Raw genomic sequence first — 13,663 nt, forward strand, 5'->3', positions numbered from 1 at the left:
CGTCACGGTGCCGTTCGCGGCGTCACCCGGGCGTCAACCGGGGCCCATGGGCCCACAAAAATGGTGACGCTGCGTTGACGCAAACTGTGCGTGAGCTATGTGAGGGCTCACGTCCGCCGGCCCGGTTGACGACACTTATTCGCAGATCACGGGCGACTTACGAGTCCGTTACGGAAGGCCAACGGCGTCATCGATCGTTGACTGAGAGTAACAGACGTTGATATTCTCCGTTCCGGTAGGCCCCACCGCGGCGCAGGTCCGGCGAGGCGTGGCGGGGGCGTAGGGGGGTGCGCCGTGTCCGGTGGACCGGGAATGCCGACGGCGGGAGATCCCGCCCCCCGGGTGGCGCTACGCCTGCTCGGCGGTTTCCAACTGCTGCACGACGGCGTGCCGGTGGTGGTGCCCCGCGGCCTGCAACGGGTCATCGCGCTCATCGGACTGCGCCCGGCCGCCACCCGCAGTCACCTCGCCGGCCTGCTCTGGCCCGAGACGCCCGAGGAACGGGCGCTGTCCTCCCTGCGTACCGCGCTGTGGCGACTCCGCCAGGACCCGTGCTGCCCGTTGCGCGCCGACGGCGACACCATCCGCCTCGGCCCCACCGTCCACCTCGACACCGACGAGCTGGTCGAGACCGCCACCCGGGTCCGCGCCGGCGCGGCCCCCCGCGGCGCCACCGGCGCCGGCCGGCACGACCTGCTCCCCGGTTGGTACGAGGACTGGGTGCTGCTGGAACGGGAACGGCTGCGCCAGCTACGCCTGCACATGCTTGAGGAACTCGCCGCCAACCACCTCGCCGCCGGCCGCCACGGCGAGGCGCTCGAAGCCGCGCTGGAGGCGATGGCCGCCGAGCCGCTGCGCGAGACGCCACACCGCCTGGTCGTCCGCATCCACCTGGCCGAGGGCAACGCCTTCGAGGCGGTCCACTCGTTCTACGTCTACCGGGACCTCCTCCTGCGCGAGCTGCGCCTGGAACCGTCCCCGGCCATGACCGCGCTGCTCGACGACACGCTCGCGCCGATCCGCCGGGCCAGCCGCCCGGACCCGCCGCAACCCGTCGCACGGCCCGCCGCCACCCCCCGCCCGCGCGGCGGGACACGGCCGTCACCGCCGTCATCAATGCCCAGGGGTACGCCGTGACGGCGAGGTGACACCCGCGCCGGCACGGTGGACACACGACGACAGCCGCCCTCCGGCCGGGATCGACGCGGCAGCAGCGCGGCGGAAGGGGTTCCGATGAGTCGACTGTTGGTGGTCAGCCGGATCGTCCCGGGAGCGCAGGGCCGGGTGGCGCAGATCTTCGCCGAGTCCGACGCGACCGAGTTGCCCCGGCTCACCGGGATCCGGCACCGGTCGCTCTACTACCTGCACGACCTGTGTGTCCACCTGATGGAAACCGTCGACGTCGTACCCGATCCGGCCGAGCTGCGCGACCATCCGCTCTACGAACGTGTCAACGAGCGGCTGTCCGCGCACACCTCGCCGTACCTGCCGACCTGGCACTCCCCCCGGGACGCCGTGGCCGGCTGCTTCTACAGCTGGGACTCCGCCGACACCCCCACACCCGACCGGATCCGCTGAGCCGGGACCCGGTCACCTGACGGGGCGGCGGCGGCCTCTGGCGCAGTGGCGGCCTCTGGTGCGACGGCGGCCTCTGGTGCGACGGCGGCCTCTTGTGCCGGATGTCTGGTCCGGCCGTGGTGGGTCTCCGGCGCGCTGATGCACCCATGGCGTTCCAGTCGTGGGCTTGGGGGCAGCGTGGGTGGAATGTGTACGGGACCAGGTCCCGGGGCGCCCTCCCCACCCACGGTCATCCTCCGACCACCGGCCGGCACGGCCCGTCCCACCGTCGCCGCCCCACCGCCGACCTGCCTGTCGTCCCGCGCGCACGTGTGCGAAGCTGCCCCGAGCTTTCTCGTGACCGTCGTGCGCGTACATAGAAGGAGGTTGGCCATGCCGTCGAGCTTCGGGCAGTGGCTGCTCTTGATCCTGGCCCTGCTCATCGGACTGGGTGTCGGCTGGGTGGTGAGCGGACGCCGGACCGACGCCGGCACCGCCCCCACTGTGGACGGTGCCGCCGCCCCGGCCCCCGCGGTAACCGCCACCGTAGACGAACCGCAGCCGGCCGCGGTGGTCGACGAGACGCCGGCCCCGGCCGCCGTCACCGACCAGTCGGCCCCGACCGCTGATGACACCGCCCCGGCCACCGGCAGCGAGCCGGCCATCGCCACCCCGGCCGACACCGAGCCGGTCGTCGTCACCGCCGAGCCCGAGCCGGCGCCCGCCACGGAGCCGGTCGCGGCGGACGAGCCGGTCGCGGCGAACGAGCCGGTGCTGGCGGACGAACCGATCGCGGCGAACGAGCCGGTCCTGGCGGACGAACCGATCGCGGCGGCGGAGCCGGGCCGGACCGACGTGACCGCGGATCCGGCCAGCACCAGCGGTGCGCCGACGCCCTCGGAGCCGGAGACCGTTCCCGCGCCCGCCGCCGCCACGCCGGAGCCCGCTGCCGTCGCGGAGCCGGAGCCCGCCACCGCGGACGCCGTGCCCGCACCTGTCGTCGACGAGCCGGCGCAGTCTCCGGCGGTCGCGGATCCGGCACCGGCCACCGTGGCCGCCGTCGCGCCGGCCGCCGCGCCGATCGTGCCGGCGCCCCGGGCCTCGGCCGAGAACGACGCGCCGGACGACTTCCGCCGCATCCAGGGCGTCGGGCCGAAGCTCGCCGCCGCCCTCCAGGAGGCCGGCATCCGCACCTACCACCAGCTCGCCGAGCTGGACGAGGCCGCGCTGCGGGAGACCGTGAAGGCCGCCGGCCTGCGCGCCGCGCCCGGCCTGGCCACCTGGCCGCAGCAGGCGCGGGTGCTGGCCGGCGCCCGATCCGAGGCCGACCGGGTGCTCCCGACCAGCGCCGAGTAGCCCGTACCGCCTCCGGGCCGGTGGCGACAGGGGTCGCCACCGGCCCGGCGCTTTTCCCAGGCGGCACGACCGAGAGGGCGGGCGCGGCGGAATACCGGAAAGCCGACGGACGCGGACGGGCGTCGCTACGGTCGCTGAAGGGGTGGGACGGCCCGAATCCCGCCACCGCAGGAGCAGCTCGTGCCCACCGCGACGCCGGAGCCCGCCGGCCGGCGACCGCCGGTCCGCGATCCCGAGGCGCCACGCCGGGTGACGCTGCTGGAACTCTTCTTCGACCTGGTCTACGTGGTGGCGCTCGCCCTGATCTCGCGTTACCTGGTCGGCGAGGTCGGCTGGGAACGGGCCGCGCAGTCCCTGATCATGCTGATGGCCATCTGGTGGACCTGGGCGATCACCACCCTGGTCACCGACCTCTACGATCCGCAGCGCGCCTAGATCAAGCTGCTTGTGGTGTCGGCGATGTTCGGCGCGCTGCTGATGACCACCGCCATCCCGGAGGCGTTCGGTGCTACGTCGCGATCCATCTCGGACGCGGGCTGTTCCTCATGCCGGCGGTCCGTCGCGAGCCGCAGACCCGCCGCCGGGCCATCCGGATCTTCGTCTGGTTCGCGGTGTCGGCGGCGCCTTGGCTGGTCGGGGCGGTCGCCGCGCACGGAATCGCCCGGATGTGGTTCTGGGCAGCGGCGCTGGCGATCGACTACCTGGGCTTCCGGCTGGCGTATCCGGCGCCCGGGCTGGGCTCGGTGCCGGACGCCCAGCGCAACGTCACCGCCGAGCATCTGTCCGAGCGGTACCAGCAGTTCTTCATCATCGCGCTCGGCGACGCCGTGCTGGTCTCCGGCACCGTGTTCAGCCCGCATCACTCCGAGGTGGAGAACATCGCCGCGTTCACCACCGCGTTCGGCATCACGCTGCTGCTCTGGCGTATCTACGGTCACCGGTCCGGGGAACTGCTGCCGGACGCCATCGCGCGGTCGAACCAGCCGAGCCGGTTCCTGAACACCGCGCCGTACACCCATCTGCTGATGGTGGGCCGGCGTGGTGACCACGGCGGCCGGCGTCGACCTGGTGCTGCTGGCACCGACCGGGCAGACCCCGCCGGCCTGGCTGGCGGTCATCCTCGGGGGCCCGGCGCTGTTCCTGGCCGGTCGGGCCGCATTCGAGTACGAGGTGTTCAGCCGGGTGTCGTGGTCGCGCCCCGGCGGCGTGCTGGCGCTGCTCACCATCGCGCCGGCGCTGGCGTGGCTCGCCCCGGTGTACGCCGCCGTCGGCGCCCTGCTGGTGCTGGCCGGGGTGGCCGTCGCCGACCACAGGCGCAGCCGGGGCCGGCCACCGGAGGTGCCGGCGCCGCCGCACTGAGCCACCGCGCCGGTAATCGGAATCGGCCGCGCGGCACGGGCGCGCGCCGTTTGACGGACAACCCCCGCGGGGTACATGGCCTGCACCTCGAATCCACCACAACCCCAGTGGAGGCAACTGATGCGCGGCACCTCGATACTCGGCGTCCTGGTCGTCATCTGGCTCATCATCGGCGCCATCGCCGCCGGGCAGCGCGGCTACTACGGCAATGACGAGACCAACTGCGCGGAGGCCGGCACGATCCTGGTCACCATCGTGGCCGGCCCGCTCAACTACATCGGCGCCAACCCGAAGATCGACTGCAAGCTTCCCGAGCCGTCCAAGTAGGCCGCCTCAGCCGCGCTCCCCCGGTCCGCGCCCGCCCTCCCCGGCGGGCGCGGACCGGTTTGTGTCTGTGGCACCCACCGTCACCATCCCTACGCCATCCTAGGAGGCTGGGTTACGGGTGTGGGCCGGGTGTTAAGCGGGGCCCCCTCCTCTACCGAATGCGTTAACCGGGGCCCCCGCCTTGCACCTCAGCCGCCGACGTGGATGCCGGGCCGCCGGGTGCGATCGGGCTCGGACTTGCGGATGATCTCGCGGACCACCGGCGGGGTGTCGCCGCGGCCCAGGATCAGGTAGCGCAGCAGGTGCGCGATCGGGTTGCCCTCCGACCACTCGAAGTGGCAGTGCGGGCGCACTCCGGTGGCGTCGCGCAGCGCGAGCAGGATGGCGGCGATCGCGTTCGGCGCGGCCGGGCTGCCGGCACGCAGGATGCGGTGCCCGCCGACCTCCACCCCGTGCACCCGCAGCACCTGGCTGAACTGCGACGGGTCGCTCACGTCGATCTCCAGGAAGATCACGTCGGCGGCGCCGGGCACCGGATTCATCGACCGCTGCGCCCGCTCCTTGACCCGGTACTCCTTCACCGATCCGCCCTGCCGCTTGTTGGCGATCAGGTGCAGCCGCCCGTCCCGGGCGACGGACTCGTCGACGAACCGCCGGGCCGGCCCGTCGAACTCGATCCGCTCGGCGCGCAGCTCGGTGGTCCGGGTGACCCGGGAGATCAGCGAGACCGCGATGATCCCGGCGATGAAGAAGCCGGAGATGGTGATGCCGTCGGGCTTCGCCACGACGTTCTCCGCGAGCGCGTACAACAGCACGACGGTGAGCACCGCGAACCCGGTCGCGGCGGCCCGGTGCCGGCCGCGCAGCGCCGAGATGGTCACCGCGATCGCGCCGGACACCATCATCGCCAGGATGCCTGTGGCGTACGCGCCGGCCTGGGCGTTCACGTCGGCGGAGAACGCGACAGTGATGGCGATGCTGATCGCGGTGTAGACGAGCACGACCGGGCGGACCGCGCGTCCCCACTCCGGCGCCATCCCGTACGCGGGCAGGTAGCGCGGCACGATGTTGATCAGACCGGCCATCGCCGAGGCGCCGGCGAACCAGAGGATGAGCACGCTGCTGATGTCGTAGACGGTGCCGAACGCCTCGCCCAGGTGCTGGTGCGCGAGGAACGCCAGCGCCCGTCCGTTCGCCGCCCCACCGGGAGCGAACGCCGCGGGCGGGATCAGCACGGTGGTGACGAACGTGGTGGTGACCAGGTACACCGACATGATCAGCGCGGCGGTGGTGAGCAGCCGCCGGGTGCTCCGGATCCGGGCGGCCAGCCGGCGCTCCGGGTCCTCGCCGTGGCCCCGCACCAGCGGCATCATGCTCACCCCGGTCTCGAAGCCGGACAGGCCCAGCACCAGCAGCGGGAAGGCGAGCACGCTCGTGGCAAGCACGTCGCCGGCGCCGCCGACCCGGGTCAGCCGGCCGGTCCAGTCGGCGAGCAGCCCGGGGGCCGCGGCGATCTCGGCGAGACCGGCGACCACCACCACCGCGTTCAACCCGAGGAAGACCACCACAAGCGGGATGGCGACCTGCACGGCCTCGCTGAACCCGAGCAGGAACACGCCGCCGAGGACCAGCAGCAACACCACGGTCACCAGCACTGCGGCGGTGGCGCCGTGCGGGAACGACGCGGGCAGGACCGGGTTCTCCAGCAGGTGCACGGTGGCGTCGGCGGCGGAGAGCGTGATCGTGATGATCCACGAGGTGGCCACGAAGCCGAGCAGCACAAGCACGAATACCTTGCCGCGCCAGAACGGCAGCAGCCGTTCCAGCATGGCCACCGAGCCCTGCCCGTGCGGGCTCTCCCGGGCCACCCGCCGATACATCGGCAGCATCCCGAAGAGGGTGAGCGCCACGATCAGCAGGGTCGCCAGCGGGCTGAGCGCGCCGGCCGCGACGGCGGCGATGCCGGGCAGGTAGGACAGGGTGGAGAAGTAGTCGACGCCGGTCAGGCACATCACCTGCCACCAGGGGTGGGCCCGGGCCTGGTGTTCCCGTACCTCCGGGCCGACCGGCTCGACCCGGTGCTGGAACAGCCACCGGTGCAGCCGGTCGGCCGGCGCCGCGGGCCGGGCCGGCGTGTCCACCCGCTCCGGCAGGGCGCCCGGGGCACGGCCGGCCCGCTCACCGGGCTCGGCGTGCTGACCGGCCCGGGCCGCGGCGGCGGCGTGCGCCTCGCGGCGCCGGTCCCGCGTACGCCGGGGCTGCTCCCCGTCCCGTGCCTGCGCCATGACCCGACGGTAGGCGGTGCCCGGGTCACGCCCCGCCGGAATGCCGGATCGGGAAAGGGACGAGTCAGACGGCGTCCCCGCGTCCCGCGCCCGGACGGCGGGACGCGGGGACCCCCCGTCCCGGCTATTGCAGGAACGCCCCGAGGGGCGACAGCAGCAGCCGGCCGAGCAGCGCGGCGTTGTCGTCCAGCCGCGTCCGCTCACACTCGCGGGCGTGCGGGTCGTGGCGGCAGTGCCAGATCTTCTGCGCGTTGCGCCAGGCCACGTTGCGGGTGTATTCCACAAGCTCGCCCTGGTACCAGTCGTCGATGTCGCCGTTCACCATGTCGATCATGAGTTGCCAGTGGTCCAGGTAGCCGCGGCGCAGGTCCGGGATCCGCTCGGCGAAGATCTTGTTGATCTCGAGGTAGTCGCGGTGCTGGTCGCTGCCGTCGACCGGCTCGGACTCCAGGCTCTCCAGCGTGGTCACCAGCGCGAACGGCAGGTCGTAGTTGATGTGCGCGTTCACCCCGGCGGCGGCCGACGGCAGCGGCCGGGCGTCCGGGCCGCGCATCCGCTTGAACAGGCACGACCAGGCTCGCGGGGTGCTCGGGCTGGAGTCGGTCCAGAACCGCAGCGCCTCGAAGTAGCGGGCGGCGAACTCCACGTCGAGCCGGGCCAGGAACGCCGGGTCGACGAACCGGTCCTCGTAAAGGCCGTCGAGCACGGTGCTGGTGATGACGAGATAGAGCCGGTTGAAGTCGGCAAGCGGGCAGCTCGCCTCCAACGGCGGGAGCCGGACCAGCAGATCCTGCAACTTGGTGAGATGGTCGACGACCGCCGGCACGTCGGCGGGGTGGTCGGCGAGCAGCCCGACGATGTCCTGGTGCACGGGACCCCAGACCGGTTCGGTCATCTCTCCTCCACGATGGTCGGCGCCCCCCACGACGCCACCCGATTCCGTCGGACAGCCTGCCAGCCGCCGGACACGCGCCGGATCAGTAGAACGACGTATTGCCGACGTACGTCTACACCGGCCGGTTACGCAGGAAGATCGCGCTGGCCTGCACCCGCGTACGGACGTGGAGCTTGTCGAAGATGTGCGACACGTGCACGCCGATGGTCCGCTCGCTGATGAACAGCCGCTGGCCGATCTCCTTGTTCGTCAGCCCCTCGGCCACCGCGGCGAGCACCTCCCGCTCCCGCGCGGTCAGGTCCGCCAACTCGGCCACCGCCGGCGCCGCCGGCGCCACCCGCTGCCGGGGCGCCGGCGCGAGGGTCGGCACGTCCTCCAGGGTGATCCGGGCCCGGCCGGCCATCGTACGGATCTCCGCGCTCAACGGCACCGCGCCGAGTGACTGCGCCGTCGCGTGCGCCTGGCGGAGCAGCTTGCCGGCGGTGGCCACCCGACTGCGTCGGGACAGCAGCGCCTCGGCCTGCCGCAGGCGGGAGTATGCCGCCGGGTAGGGATGGTTGCGCCGGTCCCACTCGGTGGCGGAACGGCCCCACAGCTCGGGGTCGCCCCGGCCGTCGTCCAGCCGGCTCAGCTCGGCGGCGCAGAGCGCCAGGAAACCGTCGGCGACGTAGCGCACCGGCGCGCCCGCCTTCTCGCTCTTGCGGGCCACCCGGTCGACCACCTCGCGCAGCCGGCGCACCGCCGTCGGATCCACCTCGACCGTACGGCTGGCCGCCGCCTCGGCCTCGGCGCGCAACCCGTGCCAGGCCAGCGTGGCAAGCACGATCACGTCGTCGGAGCGGCTCTCGGTCAGGCCGCGCTGGACGGCCTGCCGGGCCAGGTCGTGCCGGCCCTGCCACATGGCCAGCCCGGCGCGCAGGATGAGCATCGGCAACACGTGCCGGGCGCCGCCGCCGGCCAGCACCGTGGCGACGGCCTCCAGGTCACGGTCGGAGGCCTCGACGTCGCCGTACCCGACGGAGAGCCGGCACCGGGCCAGCAGCAGCTCGACCGCGTCCGCGCCGGACGGGCGGTGCCGCAGCGCGGCGGCGACGACCTTCTCCGCCTCCGCCCACTGCCCCACCCGGAACAGCCCGTTCGTCGCCACCGCCAGCAGCCGCGTCTCCCAGGTGCGGCCGAGCCCCAGCTCGGCAACGCGCTCGGCGCCCCGGCGGGCCACCACCACCCCCTCCTCGCAGAGGTTGAGCGGCCCGGTGAGCAACTCGGCCAGGTGCAGGTAGGCGCAGGCCACGTCCTCCGGCCGGCCGGAACGCTCGGCGGTCCCAAGCGCCCGGCGCATCACCGCCAACCCCGCCGCCGGGTCCTCCAGGAACGCCTCGCTGAAGCCCAGCGCGGCGCTCGCAAGCACCACCTCCGAGGTGGAGCCGGGCACCCCGGCGGCGAGGTCGAGCGCCTCCCGCGCCTGGTCACCGGCCTCGGCGTAACGACCCAGGTGCAACAGCAGCTCGGCCAGCCGGGCCGCGGCGGTGCAGCGCTCGCGCGGCGTGCAGTCGGCCGAGTCGAGCACCCGGCGGTATTCCTCCTCGGCCGGGGCGGAGCGGCCGGCGGCGGCCAGGTAGCGGGCCCGCCGGATGTGCAGCGCGCAGGCCGGCGGGCCGGTCGGCTCGGCGGACAGCTCCGCCAGCAGGGTCAGCGCCCGAGCGTGCTCGCCACTGTGGTGCGCGGCCTCGGCGGCGTTGCTGAGCAGCTCGGCGCGGTCCACCTCGACCGGCTCGGGGCGGCTGCCGTCCGGCGGCACCGGAGGTGGGGTGGCCGCCAGGGTCAGCGCGGCGGACCAGTGGCGGTGCGCCTCGGCGTACCCGTGCAGTCGTTCCGCCTCACGGGCGGCGGCCATCGCCGCCGGCAGCGCCCGGGCCGGCTCGCCGGCCTGCCGCCAGTGGTGGGCCAGCCGGGCCTGGTGCAGCTCGGCCGGTACGGCGGTGAGCGCCTCGGCGTAGCGGCGGTGCAGCGCGGCCCGCTCGGCGGGCAGCAGCTCACCGGCGAGGATCTCGGCGACCAGCCGGTGCCGCAGCCGGTAGCCCTCGTCGGCGCCGACAAGCAGGCGGTGCGCCACCGCCTCGCGCACCGCGTCGAGCAGCTCGTCCTCGGGCAGCCGGACCACCTGACCCAGCAGCCAGTGCTCGACCGGTTCGACGCCCGCGGCGACCGCCTGCACCACCGCGTGCGCCGGCTGGGGCAGCGCGTCGACCCGGTCCAGGAAGACCTCGCGCAGCGTGTCGGAGAGACCGTCGCGGCCGTCGCGCCGGTCGCGGGCCAGCTCCTCCACCACGAACGGGTTGCCGCCGCTGCGCTGCCACACCAGGTCGGCGGCGTCCGGGGGCAGGGGCGCGCCGGCGATCGCGGCGGCCAGCTCGTCCGTGCCGGCCCGGTCCAGCGGCAGCAGGTCGACCACCCGGACCGAGCGCAACCGGCGCAGCTCGGTGAGCACCCGGCGCAGCGGGTGCGCGCCCCGCAGCGCCTCGGCGCGGATCGCGGCGAACACCGACAGTTGGAGGTCGCCCAGGCCGGCGAGCAGATAGAGCAGGAGCTGGCGGGTGCTCCGGTCGACCCACTGGAGGTCGTCGAGGACGAGCACCAGCGGCCGACCGCCGGCCACCAGGTGCAGGCCCTGGGCGACGCGTTCCAGCAGCGCGCCGGCGCCGTCCGGGCCGGGGCTCTCCTCGTCGAAGACCTGGAGCAGGCCACGGACCGCCGAGGTGGTGCGCGCCTCGGCCTGGTCGGCGTCGAGCCGGCGCAACGCCTGCCGCACCGGGTGCAGCGGCGAGGCGTCGCCGATGTCGAGGCAGGTGCCGGTGAGCACGAGCGCGCCGGCCTGCCGCAAGCGGTCGCCGACCTCGGTGAGCAGCCGGGTCTTGCCCACCCCGCTCTCGCCGGTGAGGAACACCGCCGCGGTGTGCCCGGGCGCGACGTCGTCGAGCAGCGCCGACCGCAGCGTCGCCACGGTCCCGGCCCGGCCGACGAGCGGTGCGGTGTCCACGTCGCTGGCCATGGAACGCAGCCTAGTCACAGGGTCCCGGACCGTTCTACGGCCTTATGGCTCCACTCGTACCTCTCGCGTCGACAACACGACTAACGGTTGCGCGTGGTCGACATACGTCGTCCTACCGATCCCCCGAGGGCCCGGTGGTGAAAGTGTCCGGAGGTCGTCGGGCACCGGACCAGGGAAAGGGTGGGTGCGATGTTGATCACCACGCCCGTGGGGAGTCGGGAAGCCGTCAGTGCGGCGCGCTGGCCGGTGCCGGAGGAACGCCGCACCGTCACCGTGCTCTTCGTCGACATCGTCGGCTCGACAGGTCTGATGGAACGACTCGACCCGGAGGACGTCCGGACGCTGCAACGGGTCTACTTCGGCACCGTGTCCGGGGTGCTGCGCCGGTGGCGGGGCGTGGTGGAGAAATACGTGGGCGACGCGGTGATGGCGCTGTTCGGCGCGCACGACTGCGACGGCTTCGACGCGTACCGGGCGGTGCGGGCCGGACTGGAGATCCAGGCGTCGCTGGACCGCCGGACGGCGGACGAGGCCCGGCTGCGGGTCCGGGTCGGCGTGGCGACCGGCGAGGTGCTCGTCGACCTGGTCGGCGCCCGCGACGGCGGGCACGGCGCGGCAAGCGGCGCGATCATCACCACCGCGGCCCGACTTCAGGAGTACGCGCCGCCCGGCGGCGTGGTGGTCTGCCCGACCACCAGGCGAGCGGTCGCCGGGCTTGTGGAACAGCGTCCACTCGCCACCATGACGATCGCCGGCAAGGCGCTGCCGCTTGACGTGTGGCGGGTCACCGGGGTGTCCCGGCGCCCGCCGGCCCGGCACCGCGGGCCGCTCGTGGGCCGGCGGCGGGAACTGGCCGGCGCGGCCGACGAGGTGGTCCGGGCGCTGCGGGAACGCCGGCCACGGTGGATCTCCCTGACCGGGCCGCCGGGCAGCGGACGCAGCCGCCTCCTGCACGAGCTGACCCGCGCCGTGCCGACGGTGGACGGCGCGGCGGTGCGCTGGTGCGTGGCGCACTGCCCGCCGTACCCCGACGGGGACCTGGCGCCCCTTGCCGACCTGGTACGCGCGCTGCTCGTGCCGCACTCCACCGGCCGGGCGGCCACCGTACGCCCGCTGTCCGGCACGACGACGGGCGGCGGCGCGCTTGCCACGTTCCTCGCCGCGCCGCGCGACGCGACGGCGGGGGCCCGGGCCGCCGCGGCCTGCCGGGATCTCCTGCTCGACCGCGCCGCGGGCAGCCCGCTCGTGGTGGCCGTGGACGACGTGGACCGGGCCGCGCCGGCACTGCACCGGTTCCTGCGCCAGTTGCAGGTCGCGGCCGGCGACCGGCGGCTGGCGCTCGCGGTGGTCGTCACCCACGGCGCCGGCTGGGCCGACCCGGGGCCCGGTCCGGCCGGCCGCCGCCGGGTGTGGCTGCCGCCGCTCGGCGCGCGGGACACCGGACGCCTGCTGCGGCACCTGCTCGACCGGGCCGGCCGGCCCGCCGCGTTGACCACCCGGCTGCTGCCGCTTGTCGCCGGCAACCCGGCCGTCGCGGCCGCGTACGCCGCCATCGACCCCGCGGACGAGCCGGCCGGGGTGCCCGCCCCGGTACGCCGGCTGGTGGACGCCCGGCTGGACCGGCTGGACGGCACGCAGCGCGCGGTGCTGATGGCCGGCGCCGTGCTGGGCGGCACGCTCGCCGCCGGCAGCGTCGAGCGGATGCTCGGATGGCCGGCCGGACGGTCCGGGCCGGCGCTGCGCGCCCTGGCCGCGACCGGCCTGCTCCGCCGCGCCGACCAGGGGGCTGGCACGGGTACGGGCGGGCCGGACGCACGTGGCTGGACCATCGTCGAGCCGGTGGTGGTCCGGGTGGCCGCCCACCGGCTGACCCGCGCGGTACGGGCGGACTTCGCCCGCCGGCTCAGCGGCGTCGGGCCGGTCCCGGCGGTCCGCCCCGACCGCGTGGGTGTGCCCGCCGTGGCCCGCGCCGGCGTCAACGCCGGACCGGGTGCGCTCGTCCGCCGGGGTGCCGGCACCCGGGCGGGCGCCAACGCCGGACCGGGCGCCACCGTCCGGGCGGGCGCCGGTACGGGTCCCGGTGTGGCCGACCGGGTCGCCGGGCCGGGCGCGGCGGCGGGACCGGGCATCGGCATCGATGCGGCTGCCGGCATTGGTCCGGGCGCCGGCATTGGTGCCGGTGCCGCCGCCGGCATCGGCATGGGCACCGGCGTCCGGACAGGTGCCGGAGCCGGCGGCGGGGCCGGCCCCGCCGCCGTGGTGCGACGGTCGGCCGGACGGCCGGCTGATGCTCCCGTCGCGCGCCCTTTGGCCGCGGCGGGCGCCGGGATCGGTGTCCCCTCGCGGGACGCCGACGAGCGGGTGACCTGCCCGCTCGGGGCGGGACGGTCGCGCCGGTCGGGAGGAGGGGCCCGACCGGCGCCCGTCCCGCCGTCCCGGTCGGACGGGTCCGGCGAGGGCCGGGCGCTGCCGGACCGACGGGGGTACGCCGGGTCCGGCGAGGGCCGGGCGCTGCCGGACCGACCGGGGTACGCCGGGTCCGGCATCGCCCGGGCCGGGCCTCCGCCGATGGCCGTGGCCGGAAGGGACGCGCCCGACACCGGGGGGCGGAGCGGGCCGGCCCAGGTGACGCCGGGCGTCCCGGCAGGGGTCGATTCGAGCGTCCCGGCGTCGCTCGGGTGGACGACCGGCCCGCTTGAACGGGTGGGCCGGACCCGGCGGGGAGCCGCGACGCCCACCGGCGTCGCGCTCGGCGTCGCCGCCTAGGCGCCGGGTTCCGGGTCGGAGAGGGCACGGGGCCGCTCCGACCCGGACGGGACCGCGCCACGGGGTGCG

10 protein-coding genes and 1 pseudogene are annotated in these 13,663 nt (G+C 75.0%); 8 read left to right on the forward strand and 3 right to left on the reverse strand.

The features are described 5' to 3' along the window. The first annotated feature begins 294 nt into the window (after nucleotides 1–294). From SM450_RS10775 to SM450_RS10805, 7 genes and pseudogenes are all read left to right on the forward strand, one after another. Nucleotides 295–1,137 (forward strand): AfsR/SARP family transcriptional regulator, encoded by an 843-nt coding sequence (locus SM450_RS10775; protein WP_474619557.1) that lies wholly within the window; start codon nucleotides 295–297, stop codon nucleotides 1,135–1,137. 96 nt (nucleotides 1,138–1,233) lie between these two features. After that, the gene (locus tag SM450_RS10780; RefSeq protein ID WP_474619558.1) at nucleotides 1,234–1,578 is read left to right on the forward strand and encodes a TcmI family type II polyketide cyclase; all 345 of its coding nucleotides are present in this window, start codon (nucleotides 1,234–1,236) and stop codon (nucleotides 1,576–1,578) included. A 372-nt stretch (nucleotides 1,579–1,950) separates the two neighbouring features. Continuing rightward, a complete protein-coding gene (locus SM450_RS10785; protein WP_474619559.1) occupies nucleotides 1,951–2,913 on the forward strand; it encodes a helix-hairpin-helix domain-containing protein in 963 nt (320 codons plus the stop codon). Nucleotides 2,914–3,093: 180 nt separating this feature from the next. Continuing rightward, nucleotides 3,094–3,348 (forward strand): low temperature requirement protein A, encoded by a 255-nt coding sequence (locus SM450_RS10790; RefSeq protein WP_474619560.1) that lies wholly within the window; start codon nucleotides 3,094–3,096, stop codon nucleotides 3,346–3,348. A 110-nt stretch (nucleotides 3,349–3,458) separates the two neighbouring features. Then, nucleotides 3,459–3,884, forward strand: a pseudogene (locus tag SM450_RS10795) (low temperature requirement protein A); the annotation flags it as partial. A gap of 67 nt (nucleotides 3,885–3,951) precedes the next feature. After that, nucleotides 3,952–4,272 (forward strand): hypothetical protein, encoded by a 321-nt coding sequence (locus SM450_RS10800; protein WP_474619658.1) that lies wholly within the window; start codon nucleotides 3,952–3,954, stop codon nucleotides 4,270–4,272. A gap of 120 nt (nucleotides 4,273–4,392) precedes the next feature. Next, nucleotides 4,393–4,599 carry a hypothetical protein gene (locus SM450_RS10805; protein ID WP_281588914.1) on the forward strand — a complete coding sequence of 69 codons (207 nt, stop codon included), beginning with the start codon at nucleotides 4,393–4,395 and terminating at the stop codon, nucleotides 4,597–4,599. Nucleotides 4,600–4,787: 188 nt separating this feature from the next. On the opposite strand, the gene SM450_RS10810 is transcribed toward SM450_RS10805, so the two are convergent. The 3 genes from SM450_RS10810 to SM450_RS10820 form a co-directional block, all read right to left on the reverse strand. Then, on the reverse strand, nucleotides 4,788–6,884 hold the full coding sequence (locus SM450_RS10810; RefSeq protein WP_474619561.1) for an APC family permease: 2,097 nt from the start codon (nucleotides 6,882–6,884) through the stop codon (nucleotides 4,788–4,790). A 124-nt stretch (nucleotides 6,885–7,008) separates the two neighbouring features. Then, nucleotides 7,009–7,779 carry a DUF5995 family protein gene (locus SM450_RS10815; RefSeq protein ID WP_474619562.1) on the reverse strand — a complete coding sequence of 257 codons (771 nt, stop codon included), beginning with the start codon at nucleotides 7,777–7,779 and terminating at the stop codon, nucleotides 7,009–7,011. A 112-nt stretch (nucleotides 7,780–7,891) separates the two neighbouring features. After that, on the reverse strand, nucleotides 7,892–10,828 hold the full coding sequence (locus tag SM450_RS10820) for a helix-turn-helix transcriptional regulator (RefSeq protein WP_474619563.1): 2,937 nt from the start codon (nucleotides 10,826–10,828) through the stop codon (nucleotides 7,892–7,894). Nucleotides 10,829–11,017: 189 nt separating this feature from the next. Here SM450_RS10820 and SM450_RS10825 point away from each other — a divergent pair, with 189 nt between their 5' ends. Further along, the gene (locus SM450_RS10825; protein WP_474619564.1) at nucleotides 11,018–13,594 is read left to right on the forward strand and encodes an adenylate/guanylate cyclase domain-containing protein; all 2,577 of its coding nucleotides are present in this window, start codon (nucleotides 11,018–11,020) and stop codon (nucleotides 13,592–13,594) included. Nucleotides 13,595–13,663: the final 69 nt, after the last annotated feature.

Source organism: Micromonospora marincola (assembly GCF_056150385.1).

Coding starts and splice junctions, on each gene's coding strand:
- SM450_RS10785 (WP_474619559.1), top strand. CDS start 1,951: ATGCCGTCGAGCTTCGGGCAGTGGCTGCTCTTGATCCTGGCCCTGCTC.
- SM450_RS10820 (WP_474619563.1), bottom strand. CDS start 10,828: ATGGCCAGCGACGTGGACACCGCACCGCTCGTCGGCCGGGCCGGGACC.
- SM450_RS10815 (WP_474619562.1), bottom strand. CDS start 7,779: ATGACCGAACCGGTCTGGGGTCCCGTGCACCAGGACATCGTCGGGCTG.
- SM450_RS10825 (WP_474619564.1), top strand. CDS start 11,018: ATGTTGATCACCACGCCCGTGGGGAGTCGGGAAGCCGTCAGTGCGGCG.
- SM450_RS10780 (WP_474619558.1), top strand. CDS start 1,234: ATGAGTCGACTGTTGGTGGTCAGCCGGATCGTCCCGGGAGCGCAGGGC.
- SM450_RS10810 (WP_474619561.1), bottom strand. CDS start 6,884: ATGGCGCAGGCACGGGACGGGGAGCAGCCCCGGCGTACGCGGGACCGG.
- SM450_RS10805 (WP_281588914.1), top strand. CDS start 4,393: ATGCGCGGCACCTCGATACTCGGCGTCCTGGTCGTCATCTGGCTCATC.